The organism is Salinibacter ruber DSM 13855 (genome assembly GCF_000013045.1).
In the GTDB taxonomy this organism is placed as follows: Bacteria; Bacteroidota; Rhodothermia; order Rhodothermales; family Salinibacteraceae; genus Salinibacter; species Salinibacter ruber.
This window is the reverse complement of sequence record NC_007677.1, coordinates 1,323,015-1,348,105: the sequence shown is the minus strand read 5'-3', so window position 1 is coordinate 1,348,105 and position 25,091 is coordinate 1,323,015. Positions and strand designations below refer to the sequence as shown.

General features: G+C 64.1%; 36 protein-coding genes and 2 tRNA genes. 6 read left to right on the top strand and 32 right to left on the bottom strand.

Going from position 1 to position 25,091, the window contains the following annotated elements:
- The first annotated feature begins 92 nt into the window (after positions 1 to 92).
- Positions 93 to 338, top strand: coding sequence for a DUF3098 domain-containing protein (locus SRU_RS05670; RefSeq protein WP_231847406.1), 246 nt, complete (start codon positions 93 to 95; stop codon positions 336 to 338).
- Here SRU_RS05670 and SRU_RS05665 read toward each other — a convergent pair whose 3' ends face one another.
- Together SRU_RS05665 and ndk are read right to left on the bottom strand one after the other, a co-directional pair.
- The gene (locus SRU_RS05665) at positions 339 to 1,589 is read right to left on the bottom strand and encodes an exo-beta-N-acetylmuramidase NamZ family protein (RefSeq protein WP_011403834.1); all 1,251 of its coding nucleotides are present in this window, start codon (positions 1,587 to 1,589) and stop codon (positions 339 to 341) included.
- Between the two features lie 65 nt (positions 1,590 to 1,654).
- The gene (gene ndk / locus SRU_RS05660; RefSeq protein WP_011403833.1) at positions 1,655 to 2,083 is read right to left on the bottom strand and encodes a nucleoside-diphosphate kinase; all 429 of its coding nucleotides are present in this window, start codon (positions 2,081 to 2,083) and stop codon (positions 1,655 to 1,657) included.
- A gap of 271 nt (positions 2,084 to 2,354) precedes the next feature.
- Here ndk and msrA point away from each other — a divergent pair, with 271 nt between their 5' ends.
- Positions 2,355 to 2,915, top strand: a complete 561-nt coding sequence (gene msrA, locus SRU_RS05655; protein ID WP_043552146.1) for a peptide-methionine (S)-S-oxide reductase MsrA — start codon at positions 2,355 to 2,357, stop codon at positions 2,913 to 2,915.
- Between the two features lie 56 nt (positions 2,916 to 2,971).
- Here msrA and SRU_RS05650 read toward each other — a convergent pair whose 3' ends face one another.
- Entirely contained in the window at positions 2,972 to 3,649 is a 678-nt protein-coding gene (locus SRU_RS05650) for a ComF family protein (RefSeq protein WP_237701983.1), read from the bottom strand.
- Between the two features lie 206 nt (positions 3,650 to 3,855).
- On the opposite strand from SRU_RS05650, the gene SRU_RS05645 reads away from it, so the two are divergent.
- The gene (locus tag SRU_RS05645; protein ID WP_237701982.1) at positions 3,856 to 4,092 is read left to right on the top strand and encodes a hypothetical protein; all 237 of its coding nucleotides are present in this window, start codon (positions 3,856 to 3,858) and stop codon (positions 4,090 to 4,092) included.
- Between the two features lie 44 nt (positions 4,093 to 4,136).
- On the top strand, positions 4,137 to 5,288 hold the full coding sequence (locus tag SRU_RS05640; protein WP_011403829.1) for a tRNA-queuosine alpha-mannosyltransferase domain-containing protein: 1,152 nt from the start codon (positions 4,137 to 4,139) through the stop codon (positions 5,286 to 5,288).
- Between the two features lie 63 nt (positions 5,289 to 5,351).
- On the opposite strand, the gene SRU_RS05635 is transcribed toward SRU_RS05640, so the two are convergent.
- From SRU_RS05635 to SRU_RS05620, 4 genes are all read right to left on the bottom strand, one after another.
- Positions 5,352 to 5,429, bottom strand: a tRNA-Glu gene (locus SRU_RS05635).
- 39 nt (positions 5,430 to 5,468) lie between these two features.
- Positions 5,469 to 5,542 (bottom strand) — tRNA-His (locus SRU_RS05630).
- Between the two features lie 142 nt (positions 5,543 to 5,684).
- Positions 5,685 to 6,155: a 6,7-dimethyl-8-ribityllumazine synthase gene (ribH, locus tag SRU_RS05625; RefSeq protein ID WP_011403828.1), complete on the bottom strand. Its 471-nt coding sequence runs from the start codon at positions 6,153 to 6,155 to the stop codon at positions 5,685 to 5,687.
- A gap of 47 nt (positions 6,156 to 6,202) precedes the next feature.
- Positions 6,203 to 7,036: a PHP domain-containing protein gene (locus tag SRU_RS05620; protein ID WP_011403827.1), complete on the bottom strand. Its 834-nt coding sequence runs from the start codon at positions 7,034 to 7,036 to the stop codon at positions 6,203 to 6,205.
- A 163-nt stretch (positions 7,037 to 7,199) separates the two neighbouring features.
- Between SRU_RS05620 and SRU_RS05615 the strand changes: the two genes are divergently transcribed.
- Positions 7,200 to 7,739 (top strand): HIT family protein, encoded by a 540-nt coding sequence (locus SRU_RS05615; protein WP_011403826.1) that lies wholly within the window; start codon positions 7,200 to 7,202, stop codon positions 7,737 to 7,739.
- A 25-nt stretch (positions 7,740 to 7,764) separates the two neighbouring features.
- Positions 7,765 to 8,805, top strand: coding sequence for a DUF72 domain-containing protein (locus SRU_RS05610; protein WP_011403825.1), 1,041 nt, complete (start codon positions 7,765 to 7,767; stop codon positions 8,803 to 8,805).
- Between the two features lie 18 nt (positions 8,806 to 8,823).
- On the opposite strand, the gene ruvX is transcribed toward SRU_RS05610, so the two are convergent.
- The 25 genes from ruvX to rplV all read right to left on the bottom strand — a co-directional run bounded on the left by ruvX (position 8,824) and on the right by rplV (position 25,050).
- Positions 8,824 to 9,255 carry a Holliday junction resolvase RuvX gene (gene ruvX / locus SRU_RS05605; protein WP_011403824.1) on the bottom strand — a complete coding sequence of 144 codons (432 nt, stop codon included), beginning with the start codon at positions 9,253 to 9,255 and terminating at the stop codon, positions 8,824 to 8,826.
- A 71-nt stretch (positions 9,256 to 9,326) separates the two neighbouring features.
- The gene (locus tag SRU_RS05600) at positions 9,327 to 9,707 is read right to left on the bottom strand and encodes an HU family DNA-binding protein (RefSeq protein ID WP_011403823.1); all 381 of its coding nucleotides are present in this window, start codon (positions 9,705 to 9,707) and stop codon (positions 9,327 to 9,329) included.
- A 39-nt stretch (positions 9,708 to 9,746) separates the two neighbouring features.
- The gene (locus tag SRU_RS05595; RefSeq protein ID WP_011403822.1) at positions 9,747 to 11,987 is read right to left on the bottom strand and encodes a RelA/SpoT family protein; all 2,241 of its coding nucleotides are present in this window, start codon (positions 11,985 to 11,987) and stop codon (positions 9,747 to 9,749) included.
- A 195-nt stretch (positions 11,988 to 12,182) separates the two neighbouring features.
- Positions 12,183 to 12,776, bottom strand: a complete 594-nt coding sequence (rplQ, locus tag SRU_RS05590; RefSeq protein WP_011403821.1) for a 50S ribosomal protein L17 — start codon at positions 12,774 to 12,776, stop codon at positions 12,183 to 12,185.
- Positions 12,777 to 12,862: 86 nt separating this feature from the next.
- A complete protein-coding gene (locus tag SRU_RS05585; protein ID WP_013061621.1) occupies positions 12,863 to 13,849 on the bottom strand; it encodes a DNA-directed RNA polymerase subunit alpha in 987 nt (328 codons plus the stop codon).
- Between the two features lie 96 nt (positions 13,850 to 13,945).
- Complete coding sequence (gene rpsD, locus SRU_RS05580; RefSeq protein ID WP_011403819.1) at positions 13,946 to 14,548, bottom strand: 30S ribosomal protein S4; 603 nt, start codon at positions 14,546 to 14,548, stop codon at positions 13,946 to 13,948.
- A 109-nt stretch (positions 14,549 to 14,657) separates the two neighbouring features.
- Positions 14,658 to 15,062 (bottom strand): 30S ribosomal protein S11, encoded by a 405-nt coding sequence (gene rpsK, locus SRU_RS05575; RefSeq protein ID WP_164923548.1) that lies wholly within the window; start codon positions 15,060 to 15,062, stop codon positions 14,658 to 14,660.
- A gap of 87 nt (positions 15,063 to 15,149) precedes the next feature.
- Entirely contained in the window at positions 15,150 to 15,533 is a 384-nt protein-coding gene (gene rpsM / locus SRU_RS05570; RefSeq protein ID WP_011403817.1) for a 30S ribosomal protein S13, read from the bottom strand.
- A gap of 88 nt (positions 15,534 to 15,621) precedes the next feature.
- The gene (infA, locus tag SRU_RS05565; RefSeq protein ID WP_011403816.1) at positions 15,622 to 15,843 is read right to left on the bottom strand and encodes a translation initiation factor IF-1; all 222 of its coding nucleotides are present in this window, start codon (positions 15,841 to 15,843) and stop codon (positions 15,622 to 15,624) included.
- Positions 15,843 to 16,667, bottom strand: a complete 825-nt coding sequence (map, locus tag SRU_RS05560) for a type I methionyl aminopeptidase (RefSeq protein WP_011403815.1) — start codon at positions 16,665 to 16,667, stop codon at positions 15,843 to 15,845. Before map ends, infA begins: the two co-directional genes overlap by 1 nt.
- Positions 16,668 to 16,739: 72 nt before the next feature.
- The gene (secY, locus tag SRU_RS05555; protein WP_011403814.1) at positions 16,740 to 18,071 is read right to left on the bottom strand and encodes a preprotein translocase subunit SecY; all 1,332 of its coding nucleotides are present in this window, start codon (positions 18,069 to 18,071) and stop codon (positions 16,740 to 16,742) included.
- 56 nt (positions 18,072 to 18,127) lie between these two features.
- On the bottom strand, positions 18,128 to 18,598 hold the full coding sequence (rplO, locus tag SRU_RS05550) for a 50S ribosomal protein L15 (RefSeq protein ID WP_013061618.1): 471 nt from the start codon (positions 18,596 to 18,598) through the stop codon (positions 18,128 to 18,130).
- 129 nt (positions 18,599 to 18,727) lie between these two features.
- Entirely contained in the window at positions 18,728 to 19,255 is a 528-nt protein-coding gene (rpsE, locus tag SRU_RS05545) for a 30S ribosomal protein S5 (protein ID WP_011403812.1), read from the bottom strand.
- 50 nt (positions 19,256 to 19,305) lie between these two features.
- Complete coding sequence (gene rplR, locus SRU_RS05540) at positions 19,306 to 19,665, bottom strand: 50S ribosomal protein L18 (protein WP_011403811.1); 360 nt, start codon at positions 19,663 to 19,665, stop codon at positions 19,306 to 19,308.
- Between the two features lie 75 nt (positions 19,666 to 19,740).
- Entirely contained in the window at positions 19,741 to 20,295 is a 555-nt protein-coding gene (gene rplF / locus SRU_RS05535) for a 50S ribosomal protein L6 (protein WP_011403810.1), read from the bottom strand.
- A 67-nt stretch (positions 20,296 to 20,362) separates the two neighbouring features.
- Complete coding sequence (gene rpsH / locus SRU_RS05530; protein ID WP_011403809.1) at positions 20,363 to 20,764, bottom strand: 30S ribosomal protein S8; 402 nt, start codon at positions 20,762 to 20,764, stop codon at positions 20,363 to 20,365.
- Positions 20,765 to 20,857: 93 nt separating this feature from the next.
- On the bottom strand, positions 20,858 to 21,127 hold the full coding sequence (gene rpsN, locus SRU_RS05525) for a 30S ribosomal protein S14 (RefSeq protein ID WP_011403808.1): 270 nt from the start codon (positions 21,125 to 21,127) through the stop codon (positions 20,858 to 20,860).
- 74 nt (positions 21,128 to 21,201) lie between these two features.
- Positions 21,202 to 21,777 carry a 50S ribosomal protein L5 gene (rplE, locus tag SRU_RS05520; protein WP_011403807.1) on the bottom strand — a complete coding sequence of 192 codons (576 nt, stop codon included), beginning with the start codon at positions 21,775 to 21,777 and terminating at the stop codon, positions 21,202 to 21,204.
- A 133-nt stretch (positions 21,778 to 21,910) separates the two neighbouring features.
- Positions 21,911 to 22,282, bottom strand: coding sequence for a 50S ribosomal protein L24 (gene rplX, locus SRU_RS05515; RefSeq protein WP_013061616.1), 372 nt, complete (start codon positions 22,280 to 22,282; stop codon positions 21,911 to 21,913).
- A gap of 53 nt (positions 22,283 to 22,335) precedes the next feature.
- The gene (gene rplN, locus SRU_RS05510; RefSeq protein ID WP_011403805.1) at positions 22,336 to 22,704 is read right to left on the bottom strand and encodes a 50S ribosomal protein L14; all 369 of its coding nucleotides are present in this window, start codon (positions 22,702 to 22,704) and stop codon (positions 22,336 to 22,338) included.
- Positions 22,705 to 22,788: 84 nt separating this feature from the next.
- The gene (gene rpsQ, locus SRU_RS05505) at positions 22,789 to 23,097 is read right to left on the bottom strand and encodes a 30S ribosomal protein S17 (RefSeq protein WP_011403804.1); all 309 of its coding nucleotides are present in this window, start codon (positions 23,095 to 23,097) and stop codon (positions 22,789 to 22,791) included.
- 60 nt (positions 23,098 to 23,157) lie between these two features.
- Entirely contained in the window at positions 23,158 to 23,367 is a 210-nt protein-coding gene (gene rpmC, locus SRU_RS05500) for a 50S ribosomal protein L29 (RefSeq protein ID WP_043552137.1), read from the bottom strand.
- A gap of 47 nt (positions 23,368 to 23,414) precedes the next feature.
- Positions 23,415 to 23,852: a 50S ribosomal protein L16 gene (rplP, locus tag SRU_RS05495; RefSeq protein ID WP_011403802.1), complete on the bottom strand. Its 438-nt coding sequence runs from the start codon at positions 23,850 to 23,852 to the stop codon at positions 23,415 to 23,417.
- A 60-nt stretch (positions 23,853 to 23,912) separates the two neighbouring features.
- Positions 23,913 to 24,623: a 30S ribosomal protein S3 gene (gene rpsC, locus SRU_RS05490; RefSeq protein ID WP_011403801.1), complete on the bottom strand. Its 711-nt coding sequence runs from the start codon at positions 24,621 to 24,623 to the stop codon at positions 23,913 to 23,915.
- A 61-nt stretch (positions 24,624 to 24,684) separates the two neighbouring features.
- Complete coding sequence (rplV, locus tag SRU_RS05485; RefSeq protein ID WP_011403800.1) at positions 24,685 to 25,050, bottom strand: 50S ribosomal protein L22; 366 nt, start codon at positions 25,048 to 25,050, stop codon at positions 24,685 to 24,687.
- Between the last annotated feature and the right edge of the window lie 41 nt (positions 25,051 to 25,091).

Here is a 25,091-nt window from a genome sequence, read left to right as displayed (position 1 = left end):
GCTCGACGAAAAGCGCTCTTCCCCATCCCCTGGACGATCCTGCTTTCGTCACCGCCTCGGCGTGTCGCCTTGCATCTAGGCCCTTTCGCTTCATGCCCCAGTCCTCTCGGCGCCAGAATCGATCCGGGACGCTTGTCTTCGCGAACTGGAACTACGTCCTTCTTCTGATCGGCGTAGCGCTCATCGTGGTGGGCTTTACGGCCATGTACCTTGAGGGGCAGTACCTGGGCTTCATTTCCCTCTACGTCTCCCCGGTCCTCATCATCGGCGGATACGCCGAAATCATCTACGCGCTTCTGTGGGCTCCCGATGAGCAGTCCGCGGCGGAGGAGCAGTAGCTAGCGGGGTTCCGTCTCGGCCTCGTAGAGCAAAGCGGAGGCCCGGCGGTCACGGAAATCTTTCACGCCCTTCGCCCAGGACGCGATGATGGCCTCCGGGGACGCGCCGGCCCGGAGCTGCGTCACAAGCCGATCAGTGCCCGCCAGTCGCGTGAGGTGCTCGGGCCGACTCACAAACGCCGTATCTCCTCGCACCTGCGCGCGCTCATGCATGGCATGGAGGGCGTGAAGACCGACCTTGACCGGCTCCACGGCACGGCGGTCTGTCACCCGCACCTCGAAGCCGTACAGCTGTTCGCCTTCGAACCGAGGCGCCGGCGCCCCCGGCATGGAGCGAGGCGTGAAGGCCGCCGTGTCCACGGCCACGCCGGCTAGATCTCGGGCACGAAGCGTGTCGACCACCCGCTGGGCCGCTGCCGGCGGCCACGGCGCGCCGATCTGACGGAACGGCCGCTCCGTTCCCCGCCCCTCACCCACCCGGACGCCCTCGAAGAAGCACATTCCTGGGTACAACAACGCGGTCTCCCAGGTCGGCAGGTTGGGGCTCGGCGGCCTCCAGTCGCGCCCTGTGTCCGGCCACTGCGTATCGCGCGACCAGTTTTTCATTTCCACCACGGACAGATCCAGTGCCCCGACGCCCGCGAGCAGCTGCTCGGACTGAATGTAGCGGGCCAGCTCCCCAATCGTCAGGCCGTGGGTGATTGGGATCGGGTAGCGCCCCACGAACGAGGCGTGGGGGGGCTCCAGAACAAAGCCGTCGGTGTACGTCCCCCCCAGTGGATTTGGGCGGTCGAGCACCACGAACGGCAGGTCGGCCTCGGCGGCGGCCTGCATCGACAGGCCCATCGTGGTGATGTACGTGTAGAACCGCGCGCCCACGTCCTGCACGTCGAACACCAGAACGTCGAGCCCCTCGAGCATCTCCGGCGTCGGCCGCCGCGTGTCGCCGTAGAGGCTGTAGACCGGCGCCCCCGTGCGGGGATCGCGGGCGTTACCCACCTTCTCCCCCGCGCCGGCCGTCCCCCGAAAGCCGTGCTCCGGCGAAAAGAGGGCCCCGAGCTCCACCGTGGGGGCCGCGGCGAGGCGATCTGCCAGGTGCGAGGTGTCCACCCGCGTCGTGTGATTGGCAATCAGTCCGACCCGCTGGCCGGACAGGGACGCAAAGTCATTCTCGGCGAGCACCTCGGCCCCCACCCGTACCGGTGCGGACTCTTCTTCGTCCGGCGCACACCCCATCAGTCCCGCAGCCATGACTCCCAAGAGCAACAGCCCGCAGTAGGCCCTGCGCCGCGATCCAAAAAGGCCTGGGAGAACACTCACGTGTTGGCGACGATTTCGTGCTCGGGAAAGAAGTAGCCGGCCTCCTTTTGCCCGTTCGACGGGGAGTCGGAGCCGTGAACGATGTTTTCCTGGATGGACCCGGCAAAATCACTCCGGATGGTTCCCTCCGCCGCCTCGTCGGGGTCGGTCGCCCCAATCAGCTCACGGAAGTCCGCGATGGCGTTCTCTTTTTCCAAAACGACGGGCACGCACGGCCCGCTCGACATGAAGTCGGTCAGGTCGTCGAAGAACGGCTTGTCCTCGTGGACCGCATAGAAGCCTTCGGCCTCGGCCTTCGACATCGTAATCATTTTCATCGCGCAGAGTTGAAACCCGGCGTCTTGAATGCGGCGAAGGACCTCGCCGACCTTTTCCTTGCGGACACAGTCGGGCTTGAGAATGGCGAGGGTGCGTTCGGTGGCCATGGCTGCAGAAGAGGGAAAGAATGAGAGATGATGAGACGGCTCCGACTGTGGGCTCGCGGCGTTGACACGAGTTGCGGCCCACGCGTCGACATCCTCAAGGTATGGGATGCACGTCTCTTTGCAGTCCCCCTGGTGTTAGTCATCCGTGAATCCCAAAAGCCCGCTCGTAACGAGTGTGCCATCCACACTGCTCTGTGCGTCTTCGGGGCAACAGGGCTTCCCCGCGTGCATTGGAAAACCGCTGTCCTTCTCACAAGTCCCTACTCGACCCGTGTCGACCCTCAACCACGCAACCCTCGGTGGCGGCTGCTTCTGGTGCCTGGAAGCGGTGTACGAAGAAGTGGACGGCGTCACGGAGATTGTCTCCGGCTACGCCGGCGGCCACGTCCAAGCCCCTTCGTACCGGCAGGTCTGCAGCGGCACCACCGGCCACGCCGAGGTGGTACAGCTGACCTACGATCCGTCCGTGATCGCGTACCGTGACCTGCTGGAGATTTTCTTCACGATCCACAACCCGACCACCAAGGACCAGGAGGGCGCCGACGTGGGCCCGCAGTACCGATCCATCATTCTCCACCACGACGATGAGCAGCGGGAGATTGCCGAGGGCCTCATCGAGCGCCTGGAGGCCAACGGGGTCTTCGGGGACCCGATTGTGACCGAGGTGGAGCCCCTGGACACCTTTTACGAGGCCGAGGACAAGCACCAGGACTACTACGAGCGCAACCCGGCCCAGCCCTACTGCCAGTCCGTCATCTCTCCGAAGGTCGCCAAGCTCCGGAAGAAGCACGCCGACAAGCTGCAGGGGCAGAGCCCCCGTCCGACCTCCTGACGACGCAGGGATGAACTCGTGTCTCTTCGCCGATGCCCCCGAGCCTGGCCGCTGCATTACTGTCGGGCGAGGCCGAGGGTCATGAGATTGAGGGCGTCGGCGCCGGCCCCCGCCAGCGTCTGCCCGGCGGCCACGGCCGTAGCCCCTGTGGTGAGCACATCGTCCACCAGGAGCCAGTGCCCGTCGGCCGCTGCCGGATCGGCCGAGAAGGAGTCGCGCACGTTGCGCCAGCGCTCCTCCCGGGACAGTCCGGTCTGTGAACGGGTGGGATGCGGCCGCGCCAAGAGGTCAGGGCGACCGGGACAGCTCAACGCCTCCGCCACGCCTTCCGCGAGCACGGCGCTCTGGTTATACCCCCGCTCCAGTTGCCGCGTCCGGTGGAGCGGCACCGGCACTACGCCGTCGGGGGTCGGATGCCGCTCCGCGAAGGCCTCGCCCATGAGGCGCCCTAGCGGCACGCCGTACCGCGGGCGGTTCTGGTACTTGAGCGCATGCTGGACGGCCTGCAGGGTCCCCCCTTTGTCGAAGACCCACAGGGCCAGCGCCTCGTCGAAGATGCTCGTCCCGATCGGCAGCCGATCGAGCCGGGCGGTCACCTCCACCTCGGGCGCCCGCTCCAGCGACCGCACACACGTCGGGCACAGCGGGAGCTGTGGCGACTCGGCCCGCCCGCCGCACCCGAGACACCGCGGCGGGTAAGCGACGTCGAGCAGGCCCCGTGCACAATCGCGCACGAACCGGACGATGCTCGATGAAACGGACGGTCGATCGGACACTCTTTGGTCCCCCCCTCTCCGACCAGCGCTCCGGCCGACAGGACTGATTTTCAATAAAATGCCGTCGTCGGGATGCAACCCTACTCGGCAGTGTATAGGTTGCACGGTGTGGAGTCAACATGAAGAGGCACGGGCCTCCATCCCTCACGACCACATCGGGGCCAATGTCCGACCGGATTCGACGCGGCATGCTAATTAAGAACAACGGGTCCGAGGCCGTGGAGGTGTCTCTGTCGTCCCGCCAGCTTCGCCTCGCCCCCGACGAAGAGGCGTTTATCACCCCGGAGGAGGGGCGGAGCTCCCCCCTTCGGCGGGCGCTTCAGGAGCGGTCGATCGCAATCGTTCGTCCCGCGACCCCTGCCGAGGACGAGGCCCTAAGTGAGCGCCTTGACGCCCAGTAGTCGCTCCCCGCCGCTGGTCTTTTGTATCACCGCCCGCCTCCCCGATGAACGTTCTTGCCCTGGAGCCCTGGCACAGCGGGTCTCGGCGCCGCTTTCTGGATGGGCTTGCCGAGCACAGCACCCATGACATTCGCTCGGTCACCATGCCGGGGCGGTTCTGGCAGTGGCGGATGGAGGGCGGTGGGGTGACCCTGGCCCAGAAAGTACGATCGGTCGTGGACGACGGCTTCCGGCCCGACCTGCTCTTTGCCACGGACATGGTCAATCTGCCGGCCGTGCTGTCTCTCGCCCGCCCCCATCTCGACGACGTGCCGGCCGTCGTGTACTTCCACGAAAACCAACTCACCTATCCGGTGCCGCCCGACGAGGAGCGGGAGCGGGCCTACGCCATCACGAATTACCTCTCGGCCCTGGCCGCCGACCGGGTCGTCTTCAACACCCAGTCACACTTCGACGAGTTCACCGAGGCACTTCCCCAGCTCCTCCGCGACTTCCCCGACTTCACCAACATGCACACCGTGCGCGACATCCGCGACAAGAGCACGGTGCTGCACCCGGGCATCGACCTCGCGGCCCACGACGAGTACCGAAGCGCCGACACGGGCCGGACGCCGCGCGGCACCGCCCCGCCCGTCGTGCTCTGGAACCAGCGGTGGGAGTACGACAAGAACCCGTCGGGTTTTTTTCGGATGATGAACCGGCTCGACGACGCCGAGGTGCCGTTTCGTCTCATCCTGGCGGGAAAACACTTCCACGAGCAGCCGGAGGCGTTTGAGCGGGCCTTCGAACGCTACGCCGGGCGCATCCTCCACTACGGCTACGCGGAGGACTTCGACCAGTACAGCCGGCTGTTGCACCGGGCGGACGTGGTCGTGTCCACGGCCCGGCACGAGTTCTTCGGGGGGGCCATCCAGGAGGCCATCTACTGCGGCTGCCACCCGGTGCTGCCCAACCGCCTCAGCTATCCGGAGCTGATCCCCGAGACGCACCACCGCCCCCTCCTCCACGCCCCGATCTTCTACGACGACGCGGACCACCTTTTTGCGGTGCTCCGCTCCATTCTGCAACGGGAGGAGCGGCCCCTGCCGCCCGACACCCTGCGTCAGATGCCCGCCCCCCTCGACTGGGGCGCCCACGCGGCGGACTACGACGATTTGTTCAAAACCGTTGTGGAGCAGCCCCTCACCCCGGCGTAGGCCGCTGTGTCCAAACAGAAAAAGCCCCGGAAGCATACGTCCGGGGCCCTAGGACAAGCAGAATGGTACCGCGTACGGGATTTGAACCCGTGTTACCGGCGTGAAAAGCCGGCGTCCTAGACCAGGCTAGACGAACGCGGCATCAGCAGCGACGACCCCAGTTTTCAGGATCGCAGGCGGGGTGAGTGGTGGGATTTGAACCCACGGCCTCTAGGACCACAACCTAGCGCTCTAACCGACTGAGCTACACCCACCATCTTAAGCGGCAGGACTCGCCACTTTTTGTGTCCCTTGGGACGCATATTTGCGCCGATACGTTTCGTCCGAGGCCGGGCACGCCCCCGGTCCCGCCGTGAACTTTCCGTGACCCCTTCCGACTCGCTGGGACGCGCTCCGTTAGCCTTCGAGCTTGGGCATGAGCGTCGCCATCTCGATGGCGGCCTCGGCGGCCTCGCGCCCCTTGTTGCCGGCCTTCGATCCCGCCCGGGCGATCGCCTGGTCGACCGTGTCGGTCGTCAGAATTCCAAACAGCACCGGCACCTCCGTATCGAGCGACGTCTGCATCGTCCCGCTCGTGGCCCCCGAGCAGACATAGTCGAAGTGGGGCGTCTCGCCCCGAACGACGGCGCCGAGGCAGATCACCGCGTCGTAGTCGCCGGTGCGGGCGCACTTCTGGGCCGCGACGGGAATCTCCCACGAGCCCGGCACGTGGACCACCGTGACCTCGTCCAGATCGGCCCCGTGGCGCTCCAGTGTGTCCAGGGCGCCGCCGAGCAGGTCCTCGGTGACGTGCTCGTTGAAGCGCCCCACGACGAGGGCAAACCGGTGGCCGTCAACGACGAGATCGCCTTCGAGATGCGTGGGCATTGAGTAGGCGGGTGAAAGACAAAGGGTGGTGGATTCGAGCGACGCTGTTACAGGGCGGCGTCCCGGAATCGTTCCCACTGGCCCCGCGTGAGGCCCACGGTGCCGGGGGCATCGCCCTCCGCCTCCGGCCCACCGTGGTAGTCGGAGCCCCCAGTTATCAGTAGATCGTGGGCCCGGCAGATCTTCCGGTAGTAGTCGACGAGGTACGCGGGGTGGCTCGCGGCATGGCATTCGATGCCGTCCAGTCCCTGTTCACGAAGGGCCCGGCGCACAGGGCTCGGCGTCCACTGGCCGGGATGCGCCAGCACCGCGACGCCCCCCGCGGCGTGCACCGCATCGATGGCGTCCCCCGCAGGCCGTGTCGGCGCCGGCACGTACGCCGGTCGGTCCGTGCCTAAGTACTGCTCAAACGCCTCGCGGTAGTTCTCAACATGCCCCTCCGCCGCCAGGGCCCGGGCCAAATGGGGACGGCCCGGCGCTGCGCTCGTCCCGACGTGCTGTTCGACCGTATTGCTGGAGACATCGACGCCGCGGTCCGCGAGCCGCCGAACCATCTGCCGGAGACGTTCTCGGCGGCGCGAGGTGAAGGCCGTCAGGTAATCGGTGAGGGCCGAATGCTCCGGATCAAACCCGTAGCCGAGAAGGTGTACCCCCCGACCGTCCACCGCCGTGCTGAGCTCGACGCCGGGCACGAGCCGCAAGCCATGGGCCGCTGCCGCCTCACGGGCCGCCGGAAGGCCCGCTACAGTGTCGTGGTCCGTCACGGCGAACGCCTGAAGGCCCTGCTCGGCCGCCCGCGCTACGAGTGCCTCCGGCGCGAGATGCCCATCGGAGCACTGGGTGTGGGCGTGGAGGTCGGCGTAGACTGGTGCGTCGGGCATCGGGGCTGGGCGGGGGCTGCTGCACGCGCTGAAAGGGGCCGTTCGGCGGGGCTGCTCCGGAAAAAGCGGACAACTCTTCGGCGCCTATCGAACCGAACCCGTCCGGACGGGTTCGTAAAACCGATGGCATCTCGTCCTGCTTTTCACCCACCCGCTGTGGCTGATGGATCGCATGTGGAGCCCCTGGCGCTCGGCCTACGTGTCGGAGGCCAACGACCGCGAGCCCACCGACGACGAGTCGATTTTCACGGCCCTTCTGCGGGAGGAGCGGGACGAGGAAAACCTCATCCTCTGGCGGGGAGAGCACGTGTTCGTCATCATGAACCGGCATCCCTACAACAGCGGCCACCTCCTCATTCTCCCCTACCGCGAGGTGACGCAGTACGACGCCCTCAACGCCCCCGAGCAACAGGCCCTGACGGCCGCCCTGGACCGGTGCATGGGGTGGCTCCGGGAGGCGGTCTCCCCCGACGGCTTCAACGTCGGGATGAACCTGGGCCGCGCGGCCGGGGCCGGCATTCCGGACCATCTCCACGCCCACGTCGTGCCCCGCTGGGACGGGGACACCAACTTCATGGCCACGACCGCGAACACGAAGGTGCTCCCCGAGGACCTGCAAACCACCTACGGCAAGCTCCGCGCGGCCATGGCCCCCGACGCCCGCGACACGACGAAGCCCGCCGCACAGAAGCCCTCCGAGTGACCCACACGTTTCCCCACCCTGCTCCATGAGCACGGCTTCGATCGACGACCGCCGCACCACAGTCGACGCGTACGACTTTCGGGGCATACACCCGCACGTCCGCTTCGGCACGGCCAGCAACCGATACGGCGGCTGGATCGGCCAGATCTACCCCCCCGAGCGGTACGCCGATCAGGTGTCAACCCGGTCCCGCAAGATGGGCGGCGAGACCTTTACGGAACGACGCGTGCCCATCGAGTCGGTGCGCGACTACTTCGAGCACTTTGAGGTGCTCGAGCTCGACTTCACCTTTTACCGTCCGCTGCTGGAGGAAAACGACGAGCGAGGCTCCAACTACCACGTCCTCTCGAACTACGCCGAGCACGCCCCCGCCGACGCCTCGTTCCTGGTCAAGGCCCCCCAGAAGTTCTTTGCCCGTACCCTCCGCCGGGACGGACAGTTCGTCGACAATCCCAGCTTTCTCGACGCTGAGGGATACGTGAGCACCTTCCACGAGCCGGCCCTCGACATCCTGGGCGATCGGCTGGACGGAATCATTTTCCAGCAGGAATACCAGCGCGTGGCCGACAGTCCTCGCCCCGACGAGAACGTCCGCCAGCTCGACGACTTCTTTGCGGCCCTCCCCGATGCCCCGCAGCCCCACATCGAGCTGCGCTCGGAGCACCTCCTGCGCGGCCCCTACTTCGACTGGCTCGCCGAGCGCGGGCTGGGGCACGTCTTTAGCCACTGGACCTGGCTGCCGCCCCTGCGCCGGCAGTGGTCCATGAGCGGCGAGCGGCTGACCGCGGCCGACGGGCAGGTCGTGACCCGTCTGCTTACCCCGCGCGATACGAAATACGCGGAAGCCTACGCGACGGCCCATCCCTTCGAAGAGCCCGTCGCCGAGCTCAGCGAGACCGAGCAGGCCCACGACATGGTCCTCGACGTGACGGCGCTGGCGTTCCGGGCCAAGGCCCAAAACGCGACGCTCAACGTGATCGCGAACAACCGGGCCTGGGGCAACGCCCCCGATCTCAACCGGACCGTAGCGCACCGCATCCTGGACCACGTAGAGGGCAGCGAATGAAGCAGTTGGGTCTTTCTCCTACCCCGTGCGGTTCAGGAACCCCTGCAGAATGACCGCCGCGGCGGCCGCGTCGACGCGGCCCTTGTCGTACCGCCCCGGCTGGCTTACCCCCGCTTCTCGGAGGAGATCTTTCGCAATCTCGGAGGTGTAGCGCTCATCTTCCCGGGCGACCTCCACGGTGCCCAGGGCCTCGCGGATGCGCTCCACGTACGCCTCCACCATCTCCGTGGCCTCCTCTGCGGTGCCCTCTTCGGTGAGCGGCCAGCCCACGACAATGCGGGCGATGCCGTCCGCGTCCCGCAGCGCCTGGAGCACATCGAGGGCCTCGTCCGGCGCGTAGGTGCCGTGGGGCTGGGCGAAGAGGCGCAGGGGATCGGCCACGGCCACGCCGACGCGCTTCGTGCCGACGTCGATCCCTACGACGCGGGCCTCTGATGAGAGTGTGCTCACGATAGACGGGTGCTCACAATAGACTGGCGGGCACGGTGTATTGGAGAAACTGACGTTCTCGGGGGCGGATGCTACTCGTCGTCCGCCTCGCCGTCGTCTCGTTCCGCACTCCCCTCCGGCACCTCGTAGCCCAGCTCGCGGAGCGGCGTTTTCAGCACCTCCTCCACCCGCTTGCCGGGCCGAAACAGGGTCTTGCGCCGGCTGGGCACGAACATCGGCTCGTTGGTCTTGGGATTGCGGGCCGTCGGCTTGGCCTTCGTCTTCTTCACCTCAAACACCCCGAAGTTCCGAAGCTCAATCCGCCGCTCCGGGTCCGCCTCAATCATGAGATCGCCCAGGGCCGTGAGGACGGACCGGACCTGCTCTTTGGCTTCGTAGAGGGGACACTCCTGGATGTTGGCGACGCGGCGGGCCACGTCTTCCTTCGTTGCCGTATCGACTTGGTCTGCCATCGAGGGAGGAACGTGTGTCAGAGTGCAAGCGGGGCTCAGCTACTCTTTGAACCGGTACACCCCCTGAATGCCGTCGATGCGCTTGAGGCGCTCAATGAGGCGCTGCAGGTGCTCCAGGTCCGAGACGTGGAGCATGATCGTTCCTGAGAAAATGCCGTCCTCGGTGTCGATCGTGATGGACCGGATGTTCGTCTTCAGGTTTTTGGAGATGACCGTCGTAATGTCGTTTACCATCCCCACCCGGTCCTCGCCCATGAGGCGCAGCGCCGCGACAAACTGGACGTCCTTCTGGTGGCTCCAGTCGACGTCTAGGATGCGATCGGCCTTGTTGACGAGCAGGTCCGACGCGTTGCGGCAATTGGAGCGGTGAATGTTCACCGTGCCCGTCTTGCTGACGAAGCCGAACACCTCGTCTCCGGGGATCGGGTTGCAACAGGAGGCGTAGTTGACCGCCAGGTCTTTCTGCACCTCCCCGTCGATAACGAGGGCCTGTTTCTCGGTCTCCTGCGCCGCGTCGAGAAACTGCTCGTACTGCTCCCGGAGCGACTCTTCGTCGAACTCCTCGACGGTCTTCTCTTCCGTCTGGGTGTTGCCCTTTATGTAATCGACGAGCTCATCCGGGTCGTAAAGCCCCTTCCCAATCTCGTAAAACAACTGCTGGAGGTCGGGGAATTTGAGCTCGTGGGCCACCTCCTGCAGGTCCTGGTCGCTGATCTCGAGGTCCGCCTGGTCCTTCGTCTTGCCCCAGATCTCCTTGCCCAGCTCCACGGCCTTGCGCCGCTCCTCGTTCGTCCACTTCCGAATGCGGCTCCGTGCCTTGTGGGTCACGACGAAGTTGATCCAGTCCGGGCTGGGGTTCTGCTTCTCGGACGTGATCACCTCGACCTGGTCCCCACTCTCCAGTTCCTGCGAGAGCGGCACCATCTTCCCGTTCACCTTCGCGCCGAGGCACTGCATCCCCACCTCCGTGTGCACCTTGAACGCAAAGTCGACCGGCGTGGCCCCCTGCGGAAGCGTGAGCAGGTCGCCCTGCGGCGTAAAGACGTAAATCTCCTCGTCGTAGAGGTTGAGCCGAAACTCCTTGACAAACTCCGTGGCCTCTTCCGGCTCCGGGTTCTCGAGGAGGTCACGCACCCACTCCAGGAAGCGCTCCATCTCCTCGTCCACGTTTTCCGTCCCCTCCTTGTACTTCCAGTGCGCGGCCACCCCCCGCTCGGCCACCTCGTGCATCTCCTGCGTCCGAACCTGGACCTCCACCCGGCGCCCCCCCGGCCCGAAAACGGTCGTATGCAGGCTCTGGTATCCGTTCGACTTCGGCACCGAGATGAAGTCGCGGAAGCGTTCGGGGAGCGGCTTGTACAGGTCGGTCACCAGCGAGTAGACGCGCCAGCAATCCTCCTTTCCCTTCCGGCCGCCGCTCTGCAGGATCACCCGGATCGCGAAGATGTCATAGATCTCATCGATCGGCTTATTCTTCCGCTCCATCTTGCGGTGAATGGAGTAGACGTTCTTGACCCGCCCCTTGATGTCGAACTCAAACCCTTCCTCCTCCAGGTGCTCCGCGAGCGGTTCAATAAACCCGGCGATGTAGGCCTCCCGCTGCTCGGCCATCTCTTCGAGCCGGTCCACGATGTGGGTATACGCCTCGGGGTCCAGGACCTTAAAGCTGAGATCCTCCAGCTCGCTTTTGATCTTGAACAGCCCGAACCGGTGGGCGAGGGGCGCGAACAGCTCCTGCGTCTCACTGGCCTTTTGGAGCTGCTTCTTCTTCGGGAGCGCCTCGATGGTGCGCATGTTGTGGAGCCGGTCCGCAAACTTGACCAGGATGACGCGGAGGTCCGACGCCATCGAGAGCATCAGCTTGCGGACGTTTTCGGCCTGGCCGAGCTTCTGGCTGCTGAAGACGCCCTCGATCTTCGTGAGCCCGTCGATGATGGTCGCCATGGTGTCCCCAAACTCATCCCGAATGAGGTCCAGGGAGAGCTCGGTGTCCTCCACCACGTCGTGAAGCAGCGCGGCCGCCACGCTGGTGTCGTCGAGCCCAATGTCCCGGGCCACGATGGTTGCCACCCGAAGCGGATGGCTGACGTACTTCTCCCCCGACTCGCGCCAGTCGTTGCGGTGGGCCCAGTAGCTCAGCCGGAAGGCCCGGCGAATCATGTTTTCGTCGACGGTGGGAAGATGGGTCCGGCAGCACAACAGCAGCTCCTCGAGACGCTCCTCATACTTCGGATCGATCTCGATCTCGCTCTTCTGCGGGACGGCCGACGCCTGAATCATAGGCAGGGTGGAGAGGACATCTTGAGGATTATGCTCATGCTGCCTTTAAATTCCAGGGGGACCGTAGGTTTCCCTCATGCCCCGGTCGGGCCGCGGGTGCATCCGCCCCCCAACGCCCGCCCCACATGGCAAAAGGCGCCGTGATCGACTCACGACGCCCTGCGTTGTCCAGAAAAATGGGAGGCCGTCCAGTAGCTAGGTGTTGTCCTCTTCGGATTCCTCCTCTTCCTCGGCCTCACCCTGCTCGGCGTCGGCGGACGCCTCCTCCGCGGTGGCCTCGTCCTCCTCCACGGACTCCGATTCTTCATCGGACGAATCGCCCGACGAGGAGGCGTCGGCCTGCTCCTCCTCGGTTGACGTACGACGCCCCTTTCCACTTCCTCGGCGCGTCCCTCCGGATCCGCCCTGTCCGGTATCGGCCGGGGGAACGTCGTTGTAGTCGACGAGCTCGATCAGGGCGAGCTCGGCGCCGTCGCCGGAGCGCTGCCCGAGCTTGATGATTCGCGTGTACCCGCCGGGCCGGTCGCCCACGCGCTCGGACACCTCACCGAAGAGTTCGTCAATCGCGTCGTTGCTCTGGAGGTGCCGGAAGACCTCTCGGCGGTTGTGCTGCGTGTCCTCCTTGGCCCGCGTGATCAGCGGTTCCACGAACGGGCGCAGGGCCTTCGCCTTCGCCACGGTCGTGGTGATGCTCTTGTTCTCGATCAGCGCATTGGAGAGGGACTGCAGGGTGCGCTTGCGGTGGGACGCCGTGCGCCCGATCTTTTTTCCTTTCTTGCGGTGTCGCATTGGTAGTCTCTAACGGGTGACGAATCGCGATGCAGTGCGGACGGAACCGTCCGAGGGTAAAGCCCCGAGAACCTTCTCGGCGGACGCTAGGACGCTTTCTTCTCTTCGAGGTACTCCTCCACGTCCATGCCAAACTGAAGCCCGCGCTCATCGAGGACCTCCACGAGCTCCTGAAGGGACTTGCGCCCGAAGTTGCGGAACTTGAGCATCTCGTCCTCCTCGCGACGCACAAGGTCCCCGATGGTCTTGATGTTGGCTGCCTTGAGGCAGTTGTGCGAGCGCACCGACAGGTCGAGCTCGTCGACCGGCTGCGCGAGCAGCTCGCGGATGCGCTTGACCTCCTCGTCGACCTCCTGCTCCTCCACGACCGGCTCGGGCTCCTCCTCCAGCTGAATGAAGAAGCTAACGTGGTCCCGGAGGATCGAGGCCCCCTGTGTGATCGCCTCCTCCGGCGTAAGGGACCCGTCGGTCTCCACGTCCAGGAGCAGCTCCTCGTAGTCGATCTTCTGCCCCACACGGGTCGGCTTGACCTCGTAGTTGACGTTCTTGATCGGGGTAAAGATCGAGTCGATCGCAATGACGCCGATCGGGTCGTCCTCCCGCTTGTTCTCCTCGGACGGAACGTATCCACGGCCGTATCCGACCCGGAGATCCACGTTGACGACGGCGTCTTCGGCGAGGGTTGCGACGTGCTGATCGGGATTCAAAACATCATACTCCGCGGTGGCCTCGTCGATGTCGGCGGCCGTCCAATTGCCGGGCCCTTCGAGGTTCAGGTGGAGATGTCCCTCCTGCATCTCATCCGCCTTGAACCGCACTTCTTTCAGGTTCAAGATCAGGTCGGCCACGTCTTCGGTGACGCCCGGAATGGTCGAAAACTCGTGCTGGACGCCGTCGATCTTGACGGCCGTGATGGCGAGGCCGCGCAGGGACGACAGCAACACGCGACGGAGGGCGTTTCCGATGGTCACGCCGTAGCCGCGTTCGAGCGGCCCCATGACGAATTGACCTTCGGAATCGGAGACCTCCTCAACGTGGACGCCTTCCGGCATCTGAAGCCCGTGGTTACTCATACGCTCGGATCAGCAAGTTGTAAGGAATAATGTCGTGGTTTGGATCGAGCGCGTCGTGGTGCGCTCGGCGCGGTGGGCGCGGGACGCCGCCCGACTCTACTTCGAGTAGAGCTCGACGATGAGCTGCTCGTCGATGTTTTCGGGAATCTCTTCCCGGTTCGGATAGTCGATGAACTTCCCCTTCATCTCCTGACGGTCCATCTCCAGCCAGGAGAAGGTCCGTTGCCGATGCTCCACGTTCGTCTGGATCACCTCGAGGTCCTGACTGCTCGGCTTCACGGACACGACGTCGTCCGGGGACATCTCGTAGGACGGGATGTCCACGACCTCGTCGTTGACCATGATGTGGCGGTGCGCCACAAACTGGCGGGCCTGGCGACGCGTCCGGGCAATGCCCATCCGGAAGACCGTATTATCGAGGCGGGCCTCCAGCAGGATCAGAAGCTTTTCGCCCGTCACGCCCTGCATGCGGGACGCCTTGTCGAACAGGTTCTTGAATTGACGCTCAAGCAGCCCGTAGGTGTATTTCGTCTTCTGCTTCTCCTTCAGCTGCACGGCGTATTCGCTCTCCCGTCGCCGGCGCGACTGGCCGTGCTGCCCGGGCGGGTATGGCTTTCGCTCCAACGCCTTGGAGGGCCCAAAGATGGGCTCCTTGAAGCGTCGGGCGATTTTTTGCTTCGGACCTCTGTAGCGAGCCATAATATTCGGTGTCGGGTGTCAGGTGTTGTGTGCAAACAGGGCGAGGGGTGCGGAGCGGGGTTCGGGGCGTGTCGCCCCGCGGGGCCCGCGCGCCTCTCGCAGAGTCGGTTCAGACGCGGCGGCGCTTCGGAGGGCGGCAGCCGTTGTGGGGAAGCGGCGTCACGTCGCGGATGCTCGCCACTTCCAGCCCGGACTCGGACATGGCCCGGATTGCCCCCTCTCGTCCCGACCCCGGTCCTTTCACGTACACGTCCACGCGCCGGAGGCCCAGTTCGTAGGCTTCGTTGGCCGCAGACTCCCCGGCCTTCTGGGCGGCGTAGGGCGTGTTTTTGCGGCTTCCCTTGAAGCCCATCTTGCCGGCACTCGCCCACGAGATGGTGTTCCCGTACTGGTCGGTCAACGTCACGATGACGTTGTTGAACGTGGCCTTCACGTACGCCCGACCGTTGGATTCAACGACAACATTTTTCTTTTGGGGCGTGCGCTTGCCCCCTCGATCGTCTCCGTCAGCCATGAAACTATTCGGTGTTTGTCTTGGGAGAGAACCCGGCGTGCAGCATTGGCCCGTGCCGGGATGGAAATGCAAAGTGCCGAGGCCGACCTACTTCTTCTGGGTCGATTGGCTGCGGCCCGCCACAGTCTTCCGCTTGCCCTTCCGGGTCCGGGCGTTGGTCCGCGTGCGCTGGCCGTTGACGGGCAGCCCCTCGCGGTGCCGCTTGCCGCGGTAGCACCCGATTTCTTTCAGCCGTTTGATGTTCATCTGCACCTCAGTGCGGAGCTGGCCTTCGACGGTGTAATCTTCCTCAATAATGCGCCGCACACGCTTGGTCTCGCTCTCGGTCCACTCACGGGGGCGCTTGTCTACGCTAACCTCTGCTTTCTCCAGGATCTCACTGGCCCGCGACTGGCCCACCCCGTAGATGTCGGTGAGCGCGATTTCTCCACGCTTGTCGTCCGGCACGTCAACTCCTTCAATTCTCGGCATGACTTGTCAGTTGGGTTCGTTCTAGAGTCCGAGCAGCCACTACGCACGCTCCCCACCCCACAGCTTCTCCCGCCTTCCGGGGAGACAGCTAGTTCTTGTAGCGATACACAATCCGCCCCTTGGAAAGATCATACGGGGACATCTCGACCTTGACCCGATCCCCCGGCAAAATCTTGATATAGTTCATCCGCATCTTTCCGGAGAGAAGCCCGAGGATCTCGTGGCCGTTCTCCAGTCGAACGCGAAACTGCGCGTTGGGAAGTGCTTCGATGACTTCCCCGTCTTTCTCGATGGCTTCTTCTTTTGCCATTAGCGAGTGGTGGTTTCTGTAAGAGCGTCAGCTTCGTAAGGGGGGTCGATCACGTCTTCAATGTATCCGTAGTCGGAGAGAACCTCCGGCTCTCCGTCCCGCACGACCACCATGTGTTCGTAGTGGGCGGAGGGAAGCCCGTCGGCGGCGCGCACGGTCCATCCGTCGTCGTCGGTGACGACCCGGGCCGTGCCCCGGTTAATCATCGGTTCGATGCAAATTGAGAGGCCGGGCTTCAGCGAACGGCCGCGCCCCGGGTCCCCAAAGTTTGGCACCTGCGGATCTTCGTGCAGGTCCTGACCGACGCCGTGCCCCACAAGGTCGCGCACCACGCTAAACCCCTGGGACTCGCAATGCGACTGCACGGCGTGGCTGATGTCGCCCACCCGTTGGTCGGCAACCGCCTGCTCAATCCCCCTCAAAAGAGCCCGATGGGTTGCGCGACAGAGCGCGGCGTCCTCCTCTGCAATGTCCCCAATGGCAAACGTATATGCCCAGTCGCCGTAATAGCCGTTCAATTTTGCCCCACAGTCGATGGACAGTAGGTCGCCATCCTGAAGCGCATAATCGTCCGGGATGCCGTGTACGACCGCATCGTTGACGGACGTGCACAGCGTATTGGGAAAAACGTTGTCCCCCACCTGATAGCCCTTGAATGCAGGCTCCCCTCCCTGTGTTCGGATGTACTCCTCCGCGACGGCGTCGAGCTCCCGCAGCGTCGCGCCCACCTCAATGTGGCGGGCCACCTCGGCGAGCGTCTGCCCGACGAGATTGGCACTCTCGCGCAGGCAGTCAATTTCGCGTTGGCTTTTCAGATGCACCATAGAAGCTCCGAAGGTTCGGTTCCAGAGGCGGGATAACCACCGCATGAAAAAGCTCGTTCAGTCGCAAAGGGCCTAGAGGCCCCCGCCCTGCCGGGGGCTGCGCATCTTGCCACTCTTCATAAAGCCGTCGTAGTGGCGCATGAGCAGATGGCTTTCGATCTGTTGCAGGGTATCGAGGGTCACCTGCACGAGAATGAGCAAACTCGTTCCCCCGTAGAACATCGCGAATCCTTGCGATACCCCCGCCTGCATCGCAAAGGCCGGGAAAATGGCCACGAGGCCAAGGAATATAGAGCCCGGCAACGTGATCCGCGTCAGAACGGTGTCGATAAACTCACTGGTCTGCTTGCCGGGCCGGATGCCCGGAATAAACCCGCCCTGCCGCTTCATGGTGTCGGCCATCTCCTGCGGGTTCACCGTGATCGCGGTGTAGAAGTACGTGAAGAACACGACCACCACGAAGAAAACCGCCGAGTAGCTCATGCTGCTAATGTCCGAGAACCAGCCGCCGACCCGCTGCATCGTCGCATTGTTCGGGAAGAACGACGCGATCGTTGACGGGATGAACATGATCGACTGCGCGAAGATGATCGGCATCACGCCCGCCGCATTCACCCGGAGGGGAAGGTACTGGGTCGTTCCGCCCTGCACCTTCTTCCCCACCACGCGCTTGGCATACTGCACCGGTATCCGGCGCATGCCCTGAGACACCAGGACCACCGCCCCCGCCACGAGCACCCAGACCCCGATCTCAACGAGCAGGATGAAGAAGTTGTCGCCGATCAGGCCGATTTCGTTGTAGAGAGCCTGAGGCAGGAACGCGATGATGCCAATCGTGATGATCAACGAGATGCCGTTCCCGATGCCGTCCTCGCTGATGCGCTCCCCGAGCCACATCACGAACGCCGTCCCACTGGTCAACACCACGACCGTCGTGATGGTGAACAGGGTCGAGTTGATCACAACGGCCCGCCCGGTGGCCCCCGCCAAGAGGTTGATCGAGTATCCGATCGACTGCAATGCCGTGATGCCGATCGTCCCGTATCGGGTGAGCTGCGTAATCCGTCGTCGTCCCTCTTCGCCCTCCCGCTGTAGCTTTTGGAAGTACGGGACGACGGCCCCCATCAACTGAATGATGATGGACGCCGTGATGTAGGGCATGATGCCCAACGCAAAAATGCCAGCCTGCTTGAACGCGCCCCCGACGAACATATCGAGGAAGCCGAAGAGGCCCCCGCCTCCTTCCTGGGCCCGCACCTGCGCGAGGGCGGCCGCATCCACCCCGGGGAGGGTCACATGCGTGCCCAGCCGGTAGATGAGGAGGATGCCGAGCGTGTACAGAATGCGCTCCCGGAGCTCCTGTACACTCCAGATGTTGCGGATGCTTTCGGCAAAGCCAGCCATGAGTCAGCCTCGTTGATGCGTAAGCCACGGGGAAGAGGGGCCCGACGCCAACCAGCTCACTGGTCGACAACCGTTACTGAACCGCCCGCCTGCTTGATCTTTTGTCGGGCCGATTCGCTGAAGGCGTGCGCCTTGACCTCAAGCGCGTCGAACAGATCGCCGTCGCCCAGAATCTTGACCCGGTTGGCGGTTCGGACCACTCCAAGGTCCGCGAGCACCTCCGGCGTGACGGGCTCGTCCTCGTCCAGGACCTCCTCGTCCAACAGCCGTTGCAGGCGCTTGACGTTCGCAATGGCGTAGTCGGTGCGAAAAGGGGCGTTGTTGAACCCGTGCTTCGGAACCCGCTGAAAGAGCGGCGTCTGTCCCCCCTCAAACCAGATCGGGCGCGTCCCTGACCCCGATCGGCTGCTCTGTCCCTTCGTTCCGCGGGTCGAGCTGTGGCCGCCCCGCCCGGAGCCCTCGCCTCGTCCGAGGCGCTGTCCCGCTTGGGTCGCCCCTTCTGCCGGCTTCAGATTACTCAAATCCATGTCGATCCGTCCGTCCTTGTGGTAACTCAAATGACGTGCGCGTGCGGTACTCGTCTTCGGGCGCCGGGCCCACCGCGGTGCAAGTTAAGGCCGGCCGCCATCCCGAGGGTCGCTTCGGGCCCTCACCCACTACCCGTTGAACACCTTCTCGAGGGGGATGTCCCGGCGTCGGGCCACCTCCAGGGCATCCTCGGTCTCCGCGAGGGCGTTGATCGTCGCCTTGACCTGGTTGTGCGGGTTGGACGTGCCGAGCGATTTCGTAAGCACGTTTCGGTACCCGGCACACTCAAGCACGGCCCGGACGCCTCCGCCCGCGATCACTCCGGTTCCCGGCGAGGCCGGCTTCAGGAGGACCTTGCCGGCGTCCTGCTTCCCCACCACCTTGTGGGGAATCGTGCCGTCGCGCATCGGGACGCGGATGACATTTTTCTTTGCGTCGTCCGCCCCCTTCGAAATGGCACTTGAGACCTCGTTGGCCTTGCCCAGGCCCGTGCCGACGAGGCCGTCCTCGTTGCCGACGACCACGACGGTGTTGAAGGAAAATCGACGCCCGCCCTTCACGACCTTCGAGACCCGGTTGACCGACACGAGTCGGTCCACCCAGTTTTCCTGCCGCTTCTCGGCGTTGACGCGCTTCTGTTCTTTTCGATCCGCCATGTCTGTACGTGGTGCTCCGTGCGAGGATAGTTGCTACGATCGTCGGGGGACTACAGCTGAAGGCCGCCGTCACGGGCGCCCTCCGCCAAGGCCCGAACGCGTCCCTGATACTTGTACCCCCCTCGGTCGAAGACCGCCTTGTCGATGCCTGCATCTTCGGCCCGCTCGGCGAGCAGTTCGCCCACCGACCGGCTTTCCTCCGTCGGGGTCTCCCCCTCTACGTCGTCCGCCAGGGTCGACGCGGAGGTGAGCGTATGCCCCTCCATGTCGTCAACCAGCTGGGCGTAGATGTGCTCATTGGACCGGTATACCGACAGGCGGGGACGCACCGAGGTCCCAAACATGGACTCCCGAATGCTGTCGTGAATTCGCTGTCGGCGTTCGACCTTTTCTTTTTTACCCTTTGGCATAACCGCTGTGTCGTCGTGGTCGTTCGATGGAAGCAGGCCGGCCCCACAATGCGGGGCACGACCGAAGAGAAGGGACTAGCGAGCCGCCGTCTTGCCGGCCTTGAGGGGCACGTGCTCGTCCACGTACCGCACCCCTTTTCCTTTGTACGGCTCCGGGGGACGGAGGCTGCGAATTTTCGCCGCAACCTGTCCCACCAACTCCTTGTCGATGCCCTCCACGATGATGATGTCGTCCTGGCCCCGATCCGAATCCACCGACACCGCGACATCACTCGGCGGCAGGAAGTAGATCGGGTGCGAATAGCCGAGGGCGATCTCGAGGGTCTCGTCGGACATCTGGGCCCGGTAGCCAACCCCAATAATCTTCAGCTCTTTCTTGTAGCCCTCCGTAACCCCCTCGACCATGTTTACGATGAGGGACCGGCTGAGGCCGTGCAGCGAGCGGTGCCGCTTCTGGTTGGTCGGGCGCCGGACGACCACGTGGTCGTCGGCAATGTCTAGGGTCATCTCCGGGTCAATCTGCTCCGTGAGGGTCCCCTTCGGCCCTTCGATCGTCACTACGTTGTGATCGTCGACCGACACGGTGACCTCGTCACCGAACGGGATCGGGTTGTCTCCTATTCGAGCCATGGATTCAATCGTTCGTCTCGTGCAACGGAGTTGGCGGGCAGGCACGCCCGTGAGTACAGGGTCGTGGTTAAAAGACCTTGGCCAGCACTTCGCCGCCCACCCCAAACCGGCGGGCTTCCTTGTCGCTCATCACGCCCCGGGACGTCGACAAAATGACAATGCCGAGGCCGTTTTTCACTTCCGGCAGGTTGTCCGAGTCCGCATATTCACGGCGTCCCGGACGCGAGACCCGCTCCAGCATCCGGATGGCCGGCTGGTCGTACTCGTCGTACTTCAGGTAGACCCGGAGGAGGCCCTGCTTCTCATCGTCGATGTTGACGAAGTTCTTGATGTACCCCTTTTCGAGGAGAATCTGGGTCATGGCCCGCTTCAGCTTAGAGGCGGGGATGTCCACATAGGTCTGCTCCGCCTCCTGCGCATTGCGGAGTTGAGCCATGTAGTTCGAGACGGGGTCGGAAATACCACTCATTTCGGGCGTCGAATCGTCGGTTCGGAAGGGGACTCGGGGACCAAGAGGGCGAGGGCCGCTCTGGCTGTGCTCGCAACCGTCGGGGCGCAGCGGCTACCAGCTGGCTTTCCGGATGCCCGGAATCTTGCCTTCAAGGGCAAGCTCGCGGAAGCAGATTCGGCAGACGCCAAACTTGCGGAGATACCCGCGCTGCCGGCCGCACAGCTCGCACCGGTTGTTCTGGCGAACGGGACTGGAGTCTCGGGGAAGCTTCTGCAGCTCGACCCACTTTTCCTCCTCTTTGAGCCGCCGCCGCTCCTCCTTGTGTTTCTCGTAGAGTCGCTCCCGCTTCTCTTCACGGGCAATCCAGCTTTTCTTGGCCATATCGTCGGTGTGTAGAATCTGTCCTATATAGATCTAAGCGCGCACGGGAGGCGTCGCCAGAACGCCGGTCGCCACTACGCCTCGGCTGGCTCTTCGTCTCCACGCCGGACGAACGGCATGCCCAGCCCCTTGAGGAGGGCGTAGGACTCCTCGTCGGTTTCCGCGTCGGTCACAAACGTGATGTCCATGCCGTCAATGCGGTCGACGTTGTCCACGTCGATCTCGGGGAAGATGATCTGCTCGTCGATGCCGAGCGTGTAGTTGCCGCGGCCGTCGAAGCTGCGGTCGGGCACGCCCCTGAAGTCTCGAATGTTGGGCAGGGCGAGCGTGACGAGCCGGTCGAAAAACTCGTACATCCGGGCCTCCCGGAGGGTCACCTTCACGCCGACGGGCATGCCCTCCCGCACGTCGAAGCTCGCGATGCTTCGCTTCGCGCGCCGAATGGTCGGGTGCTGGCCCGTGATTTTCCGCATCTCCTCCACGGCCTGGTCGAGGGCCTTCTGGTTCTCCGACACCTCCCCGACCCCTCGGTTGACGCAGATTTTCTCGAGACGGGGCACCTCCATCGGGTTCTCGTACCCAAACTGGTCCGTCAGCGAGGGACGAACCTCGTCCTGGTATTGCTTCTGAAGTCGCGGAACGTCGGCCATAGCTCAAAGGGTCAAAGCTCGGAAGTTGCGCCGCGGCGTCCAGAGTAACTCGACGGCCGCAGACGTTGAAAATCGATGATGCACGAGCGGGGTTCCTGCTGCACGGGCGATTCATGCCGCGCGTTGCCTCGAACTAGTCGTCGAGTTCCTCCCCGGTCGTCTTGGCGTACCGCACCCAGCGGGATCGGCCGGTGTCCGGATCCTCCACCTTCTTTCGCCCAATCCGCGTGGACTCGCCGTTGCTGTCAATCGGGTTGACGTTGGAAACGTGAATGGGCGCCTCCCGCTCGGTTCGTCCCCCCTCCCGGTTGGAGCGGCTCGGCTTCTCGTGGAAGACGCGCACGTTAACGCCCTCCACAATCACGCGCTGCTCGTCGGGAAACACCTTCAAGACCTTTCCCACATACCCGGCCTCTCGGTCCTCGCCGGCGGATTTGGCGGACGTAATGGTCTTGTTGAGCATAACCATGTCGCCCTGCTTAACGTGTAACTTGTTCTGAGCCATGGGCTTCGCGGTAGATGTTGGTTCGCAAGTGCAACCGGGATGACCCGACGGAGCTACAGCACCTCGGGGGCAAGGGATACGATGCGCATGAACTGCTTCTCGCGGACCTCCCGCGCCACAGGCCCAAAGACGCGTGTCCCGACCGGCTCCTCCTCCTGGTTGATGAGCACGGCCGCATTCTCGTCGAAGCGGATGTAGGTGCCGTCCTCGCGGCGCGTCTCCTTGGCGGTCCGTACCACGACGGCCCGGCTCACGTCGCCCTTGTTGATCTCTCCGCTCGGAATGGCCGACTTGACGGAAACCACAATCTGATCCCCGATGCCGGCGTAGCGGCGTCCACTACTGCCGAGCACACGGATGCATTGGGCTTCCTTGGCCCCGCTGTTGTCGGCCACATTGAGTCGCGTCTCTTGTTGAATCATGGGTGTCGTCCAGGTTCAGTGTTCGAAGTGAAAAGGCCACATGGGGGCCGGAAGGGTCCGGGCCGCCGCTGAAGGATGCGTCCGTTACTTGGCCCGCTCAATGATCTCAACAAGTCGCCATCGCTTGTTCTTGCTAATGGGGCGCGTCTCCATAATCCGGACCGTGTCCCCTTCGTTGGCCTCGTCGCCTTCGTCGTGGGCCATGAACGTGGAGGACCGTTCCAGGTACTTCCCGTACATCGGATGCTTCATCTGGCGACGGACGGACACGGTAATGGTCTTGTCCATCTTGGCCGACTCGACGACCCCAATGCGTTCCTTGCGGTCGTTGCGGTCGACGGCTTCGTCCTGCTCGTCCGTGTGCGTGTCGGTATGCTCTTCAGTCTGCTCCATAATACCCTATCGGCAATGTGATCGTCTGAGTGGGTGCATCGGCGGGCGCGGCGGAAACGGCTACGCGGGCTCCTCCTCGACGGCCTGCTTCTCGTTGCGAATCGTTTTCAGGCGGGCGATGAGACGACGCTTGGTCCGAAGGAGCATCGGGTTCTCTAGGCGTCCCCGAATGGCGTGCTGGAATTGAAGCTCTTCCAGCTCTTCCTCCTCCTCGTCAATCCGCGTCTCAATTTCCGCGATGCTGAGGTCTCGAATCTGGTCGGCATCCATCAGTCTAAATGGCTTGGGTGAACGGTCCCGAACACGCACGCACGAACCTACTCCTCGGCCCGTGAGCCTGGACGGACCACAAATTTTGTTTTGAGCGGCAGCTTGTGCTTGCCCAGGCGCAGGGCCTCTCGTGCCGACTCCTCGTCGGCACCGCCGCCCACCTCAAAGATGACGTTGCCCGGCTGCACCGGCGCGACGAAGTGCTCGGGCTCCCCCTTGCCCTTCCCCATCCGCGTCTCTGCCGGGGTCTTGGTCTTGGGCTTGTCCGGAAACACGCGGATCCACACCTTTCCGTCCCGCTTCAGGTAGCGGTTGATCGCCACCCGGGCCGCCTCAAGTTGACGGCTGTTGACCTCGCCCTCCTCGAGGGACTTCAGGCCGTAGTCGCCAAAGCTGAGACGGGTGCCTTTCACGGCGTACTTGTTCCGCTTCAGGCCCTGATTGCGCTGGACCTTGCGGTGTTTTGTGTCTTTGGGCTCAAGCATGGGTCGTAAAAGCAGGTGCGTGTGATCGGTTCAAAGAGGGTGGGCCGCCGATGCAGGGGATCAGCCCCCGCGGCGCTGGCGACGCTGCTGGGGCGACTCCTTCATCTTGCGCTGTTGCGCCTGCACGTTCGGGCTCAGGTCCGGCTTGCCGAGGATCTCACCGCGGTGGATCCAGACCTTGACGCCGATTGTGCCGTAGATTGTAAGGGCGGTCTCCTGGGCGAAGTCAATGTCCGCACGAATCGTGTGGAGCGGCACCCGGCCCTCCATGTACTCCTCGGTGCGCCCCATCTCGGCCCCGCCCAGACGCCCGGCGGCACGGATGCGCACCCCTTCGGCCCCCATGCGCATGGCGGCCTGCATGGCCTGCTTCATGGCCCGCCGGAAGGAGATTCGTCCCTCCAGCTGCTGCACGATGTTTTTCGCCACGAGCGTGGCGTCGAGCTCCGGACGCTTGATCTCGCTGATGTTGATCTGAATGTCCTTGCCCGTAAGGGTCTCGAGCTCCCCCTTCAGCTTCTCAACCTCGGACCCGCCCCGGCCAATCACAACGCCCGGACGGCTCGTGTGGAGGGTCAGGATGACCCGTTCCGGCGTGCGCTCAATCACGGCCCGGCTCAGGCCGGCGCGCTTGAGGCGCGTGTGCAGGTAGCGGCGCAGTTCCTCGTCCTCGACGAGTTTGTCCTGGAAGTTGGTCTCGGAGTACCAGTTGGAGTCCCAACCACGGATGGCGCCGAGGCGAAAGCCTATGGGGTGTGTTTTCTGGCCCACGGGTGTGTACCTCGTGTATTAGTTCAGAGAGCAACGTGTGATGTCGAAAACGGCGTGCAGGCTACGCGGCCGCCTCTTCGGGGGCCTCCTCCTCGACCGCCACGACCACCTTCAGGTGGGTCGTGCGCTTGCGAATGGGCGCCGCACGGCCTCGGGCACGCGCCTGATGGCGCTGGAACGTCGGGCCCTCGTCGGCCCGAATCTCCTTCAGCTTCAAGGCCCCTTCGTCGAAGCGCTCGTCGTGCTGGTCCATCAGGTTGTAGACGGCGGAGCGGATCGTCTTCTCCACGACGCCGGTCACCTTCTGCGGCATGTAGTCCAGAATCGCAACGGCCTCGGGCACACTCCGATCGCGCACCAGATTGATGACGCGACGCATCTTGAGGGGAGAGCTCCGAATGTGCCTGCGGACGGCTCGTGCTTGCATGTCTCGTCGTGCGGTTTGCGGGGAAAATCAGGGTCGCGGAG

What these genes read in the sequence shown, in the direction of transcription:
- SRU_RS05670 (WP_231847406.1), top strand. Translation starts at nt 93, where the DNA reads ATGCCCCAGTCCTCTCGGCGCCAGAATCGATCCGGGACGCTTGTCTTC.
- SRU_RS05665 (WP_011403834.1), bottom strand. Translation starts at nt 1,589, where the DNA reads ATGGCTGCGGGACTGATGGGGTGTGCGCCGGACGAAGAAGAGTCCGCA.
- ndk (WP_011403833.1), bottom strand. Translation starts at nt 2,083, where the DNA reads ATGGCCACCGAACGCACCCTCGCCATTCTCAAGCCCGACTGTGTCCGC.
- SRU_RS05645 (WP_237701982.1), top strand. Translation starts at nt 3,856, where the DNA reads ATGTCCGACCGGATTCGACGCGGCATGCTAATTAAGAACAACGGGTCC.
- SRU_RS05640 (WP_011403829.1), top strand. Translation starts at nt 4,137, where the DNA reads ATGAACGTTCTTGCCCTGGAGCCCTGGCACAGCGGGTCTCGGCGCCGC.
- ribH (WP_011403828.1), bottom strand. Translation starts at nt 6,155, where the DNA reads ATGCCCACGCATCTCGAAGGCGATCTCGTCGTTGACGGCCACCGGTTT.
- SRU_RS05620 (WP_011403827.1), bottom strand. Translation starts at nt 7,036, where the DNA reads ATGCCCGACGCACCAGTCTACGCCGACCTCCACGCCCACACCCAGTGC.
- SRU_RS05615 (WP_011403826.1), top strand. Translation starts at nt 7,200, where the DNA reads ATGGATCGCATGTGGAGCCCCTGGCGCTCGGCCTACGTGTCGGAGGCC.
- SRU_RS05610 (WP_011403825.1), top strand. Translation starts at nt 7,765, where the DNA reads ATGAGCACGGCTTCGATCGACGACCGCCGCACCACAGTCGACGCGTAC.
- SRU_RS05600 (WP_011403823.1), bottom strand. Translation starts at nt 9,707, where the DNA reads ATGGCAGACCAAGTCGATACGGCAACGAAGGAAGACGTGGCCCGCCGC.
- SRU_RS05595 (WP_011403822.1), bottom strand. Translation starts at nt 11,987, where the DNA reads ATGATTCAGGCGTCGGCCGTCCCGCAGAAGAGCGAGATCGAGATCGAT.
- rplQ (WP_011403821.1), bottom strand. Translation starts at nt 12,776, where the DNA reads ATGCGACACCGCAAGAAAGGAAAAAAGATCGGGCGCACGGCGTCCCAC.
- SRU_RS05585 (WP_013061621.1), bottom strand. Translation starts at nt 13,849, where the DNA reads ATGAGTAACCACGGGCTTCAGATGCCGGAAGGCGTCCACGTTGAGGAG.
- rpsD (WP_011403819.1), bottom strand. Translation starts at nt 14,548, where the DNA reads ATGGCTCGCTACAGAGGTCCGAAGCAAAAAATCGCCCGACGCTTCAAG.
- rpsK (WP_164923548.1), bottom strand. Translation starts at nt 15,062, where the DNA reads ATGGCTGACGGAGACGATCGAGGGGGCAAGCGCACGCCCCAAAAGAAA.
- rpsM (WP_011403817.1), bottom strand. Translation starts at nt 15,533, where the DNA reads ATGCCGAGAATTGAAGGAGTTGACGTGCCGGACGACAAGCGTGGAGAA.
- infA (WP_011403816.1), bottom strand. Translation starts at nt 15,843, where the DNA reads ATGGCAAAAGAAGAAGCCATCGAGAAAGACGGGGAAGTCATCGAAGCA.
- map (WP_011403815.1), bottom strand. Translation starts at nt 16,667, where the DNA reads ATGGTGCATCTGAAAAGCCAACGCGAAATTGACTGCCTGCGCGAGAGT.
- secY (WP_011403814.1), bottom strand. Translation starts at nt 18,071, where the DNA reads ATGGCTGGCTTTGCCGAAAGCATCCGCAACATCTGGAGTGTACAGGAG.
- rplO (WP_013061618.1), bottom strand. Translation starts at nt 18,598, where the DNA reads ATGGATTTGAGTAATCTGAAGCCGGCAGAAGGGGCGACCCAAGCGGGA.
- rpsE (WP_011403812.1), bottom strand. Translation starts at nt 19,255, where the DNA reads ATGGCGGATCGAAAAGAACAGAAGCGCGTCAACGCCGAGAAGCGGCAG.
- rplR (WP_011403811.1), bottom strand. Translation starts at nt 19,665, where the DNA reads ATGCCAAAGGGTAAAAAAGAAAAGGTCGAACGCCGACAGCGAATTCAC.
- rplF (WP_011403810.1), bottom strand. Translation starts at nt 20,295, where the DNA reads ATGGCTCGAATAGGAGACAACCCGATCCCGTTCGGTGACGAGGTCACC.
- rpsH (WP_011403809.1), bottom strand. Translation starts at nt 20,764, where the DNA reads ATGAGTGGTATTTCCGACCCCGTCTCGAACTACATGGCTCAACTCCGC.
- rpsN (WP_011403808.1), bottom strand. Translation starts at nt 21,127, where the DNA reads ATGGCCAAGAAAAGCTGGATTGCCCGTGAAGAGAAGCGGGAGCGACTC.
- rplE (WP_011403807.1), bottom strand. Translation starts at nt 21,777, where the DNA reads ATGGCCGACGTTCCGCGACTTCAGAAGCAATACCAGGACGAGGTTCGT.
- rplX (WP_013061616.1), bottom strand. Translation starts at nt 22,282, where the DNA reads ATGGCTCAGAACAAGTTACACGTTAAGCAGGGCGACATGGTTATGCTC.
- rplN (WP_011403805.1), bottom strand. Translation starts at nt 22,704, where the DNA reads ATGATTCAACAAGAGACGCGACTCAATGTGGCCGACAACAGCGGGGCC.
- rpsQ (WP_011403804.1), bottom strand. Translation starts at nt 23,097, where the DNA reads ATGGAGCAGACTGAAGAGCATACCGACACGCACACGGACGAGCAGGAC.
- rpmC (WP_043552137.1), bottom strand. Translation starts at nt 23,367, where the DNA reads ATGGATGCCGACCAGATTCGAGACCTCAGCATCGCGGAAATTGAGACG.
- rplP (WP_011403802.1), bottom strand. Translation starts at nt 23,852, where the DNA reads ATGCTTGAGCCCAAAGACACAAAACACCGCAAGGTCCAGCGCAATCAG.
- rplV (WP_011403800.1), bottom strand. Translation starts at nt 25,050, where the DNA reads ATGCAAGCACGAGCCGTCCGCAGGCACATTCGGAGCTCTCCCCTCAAG.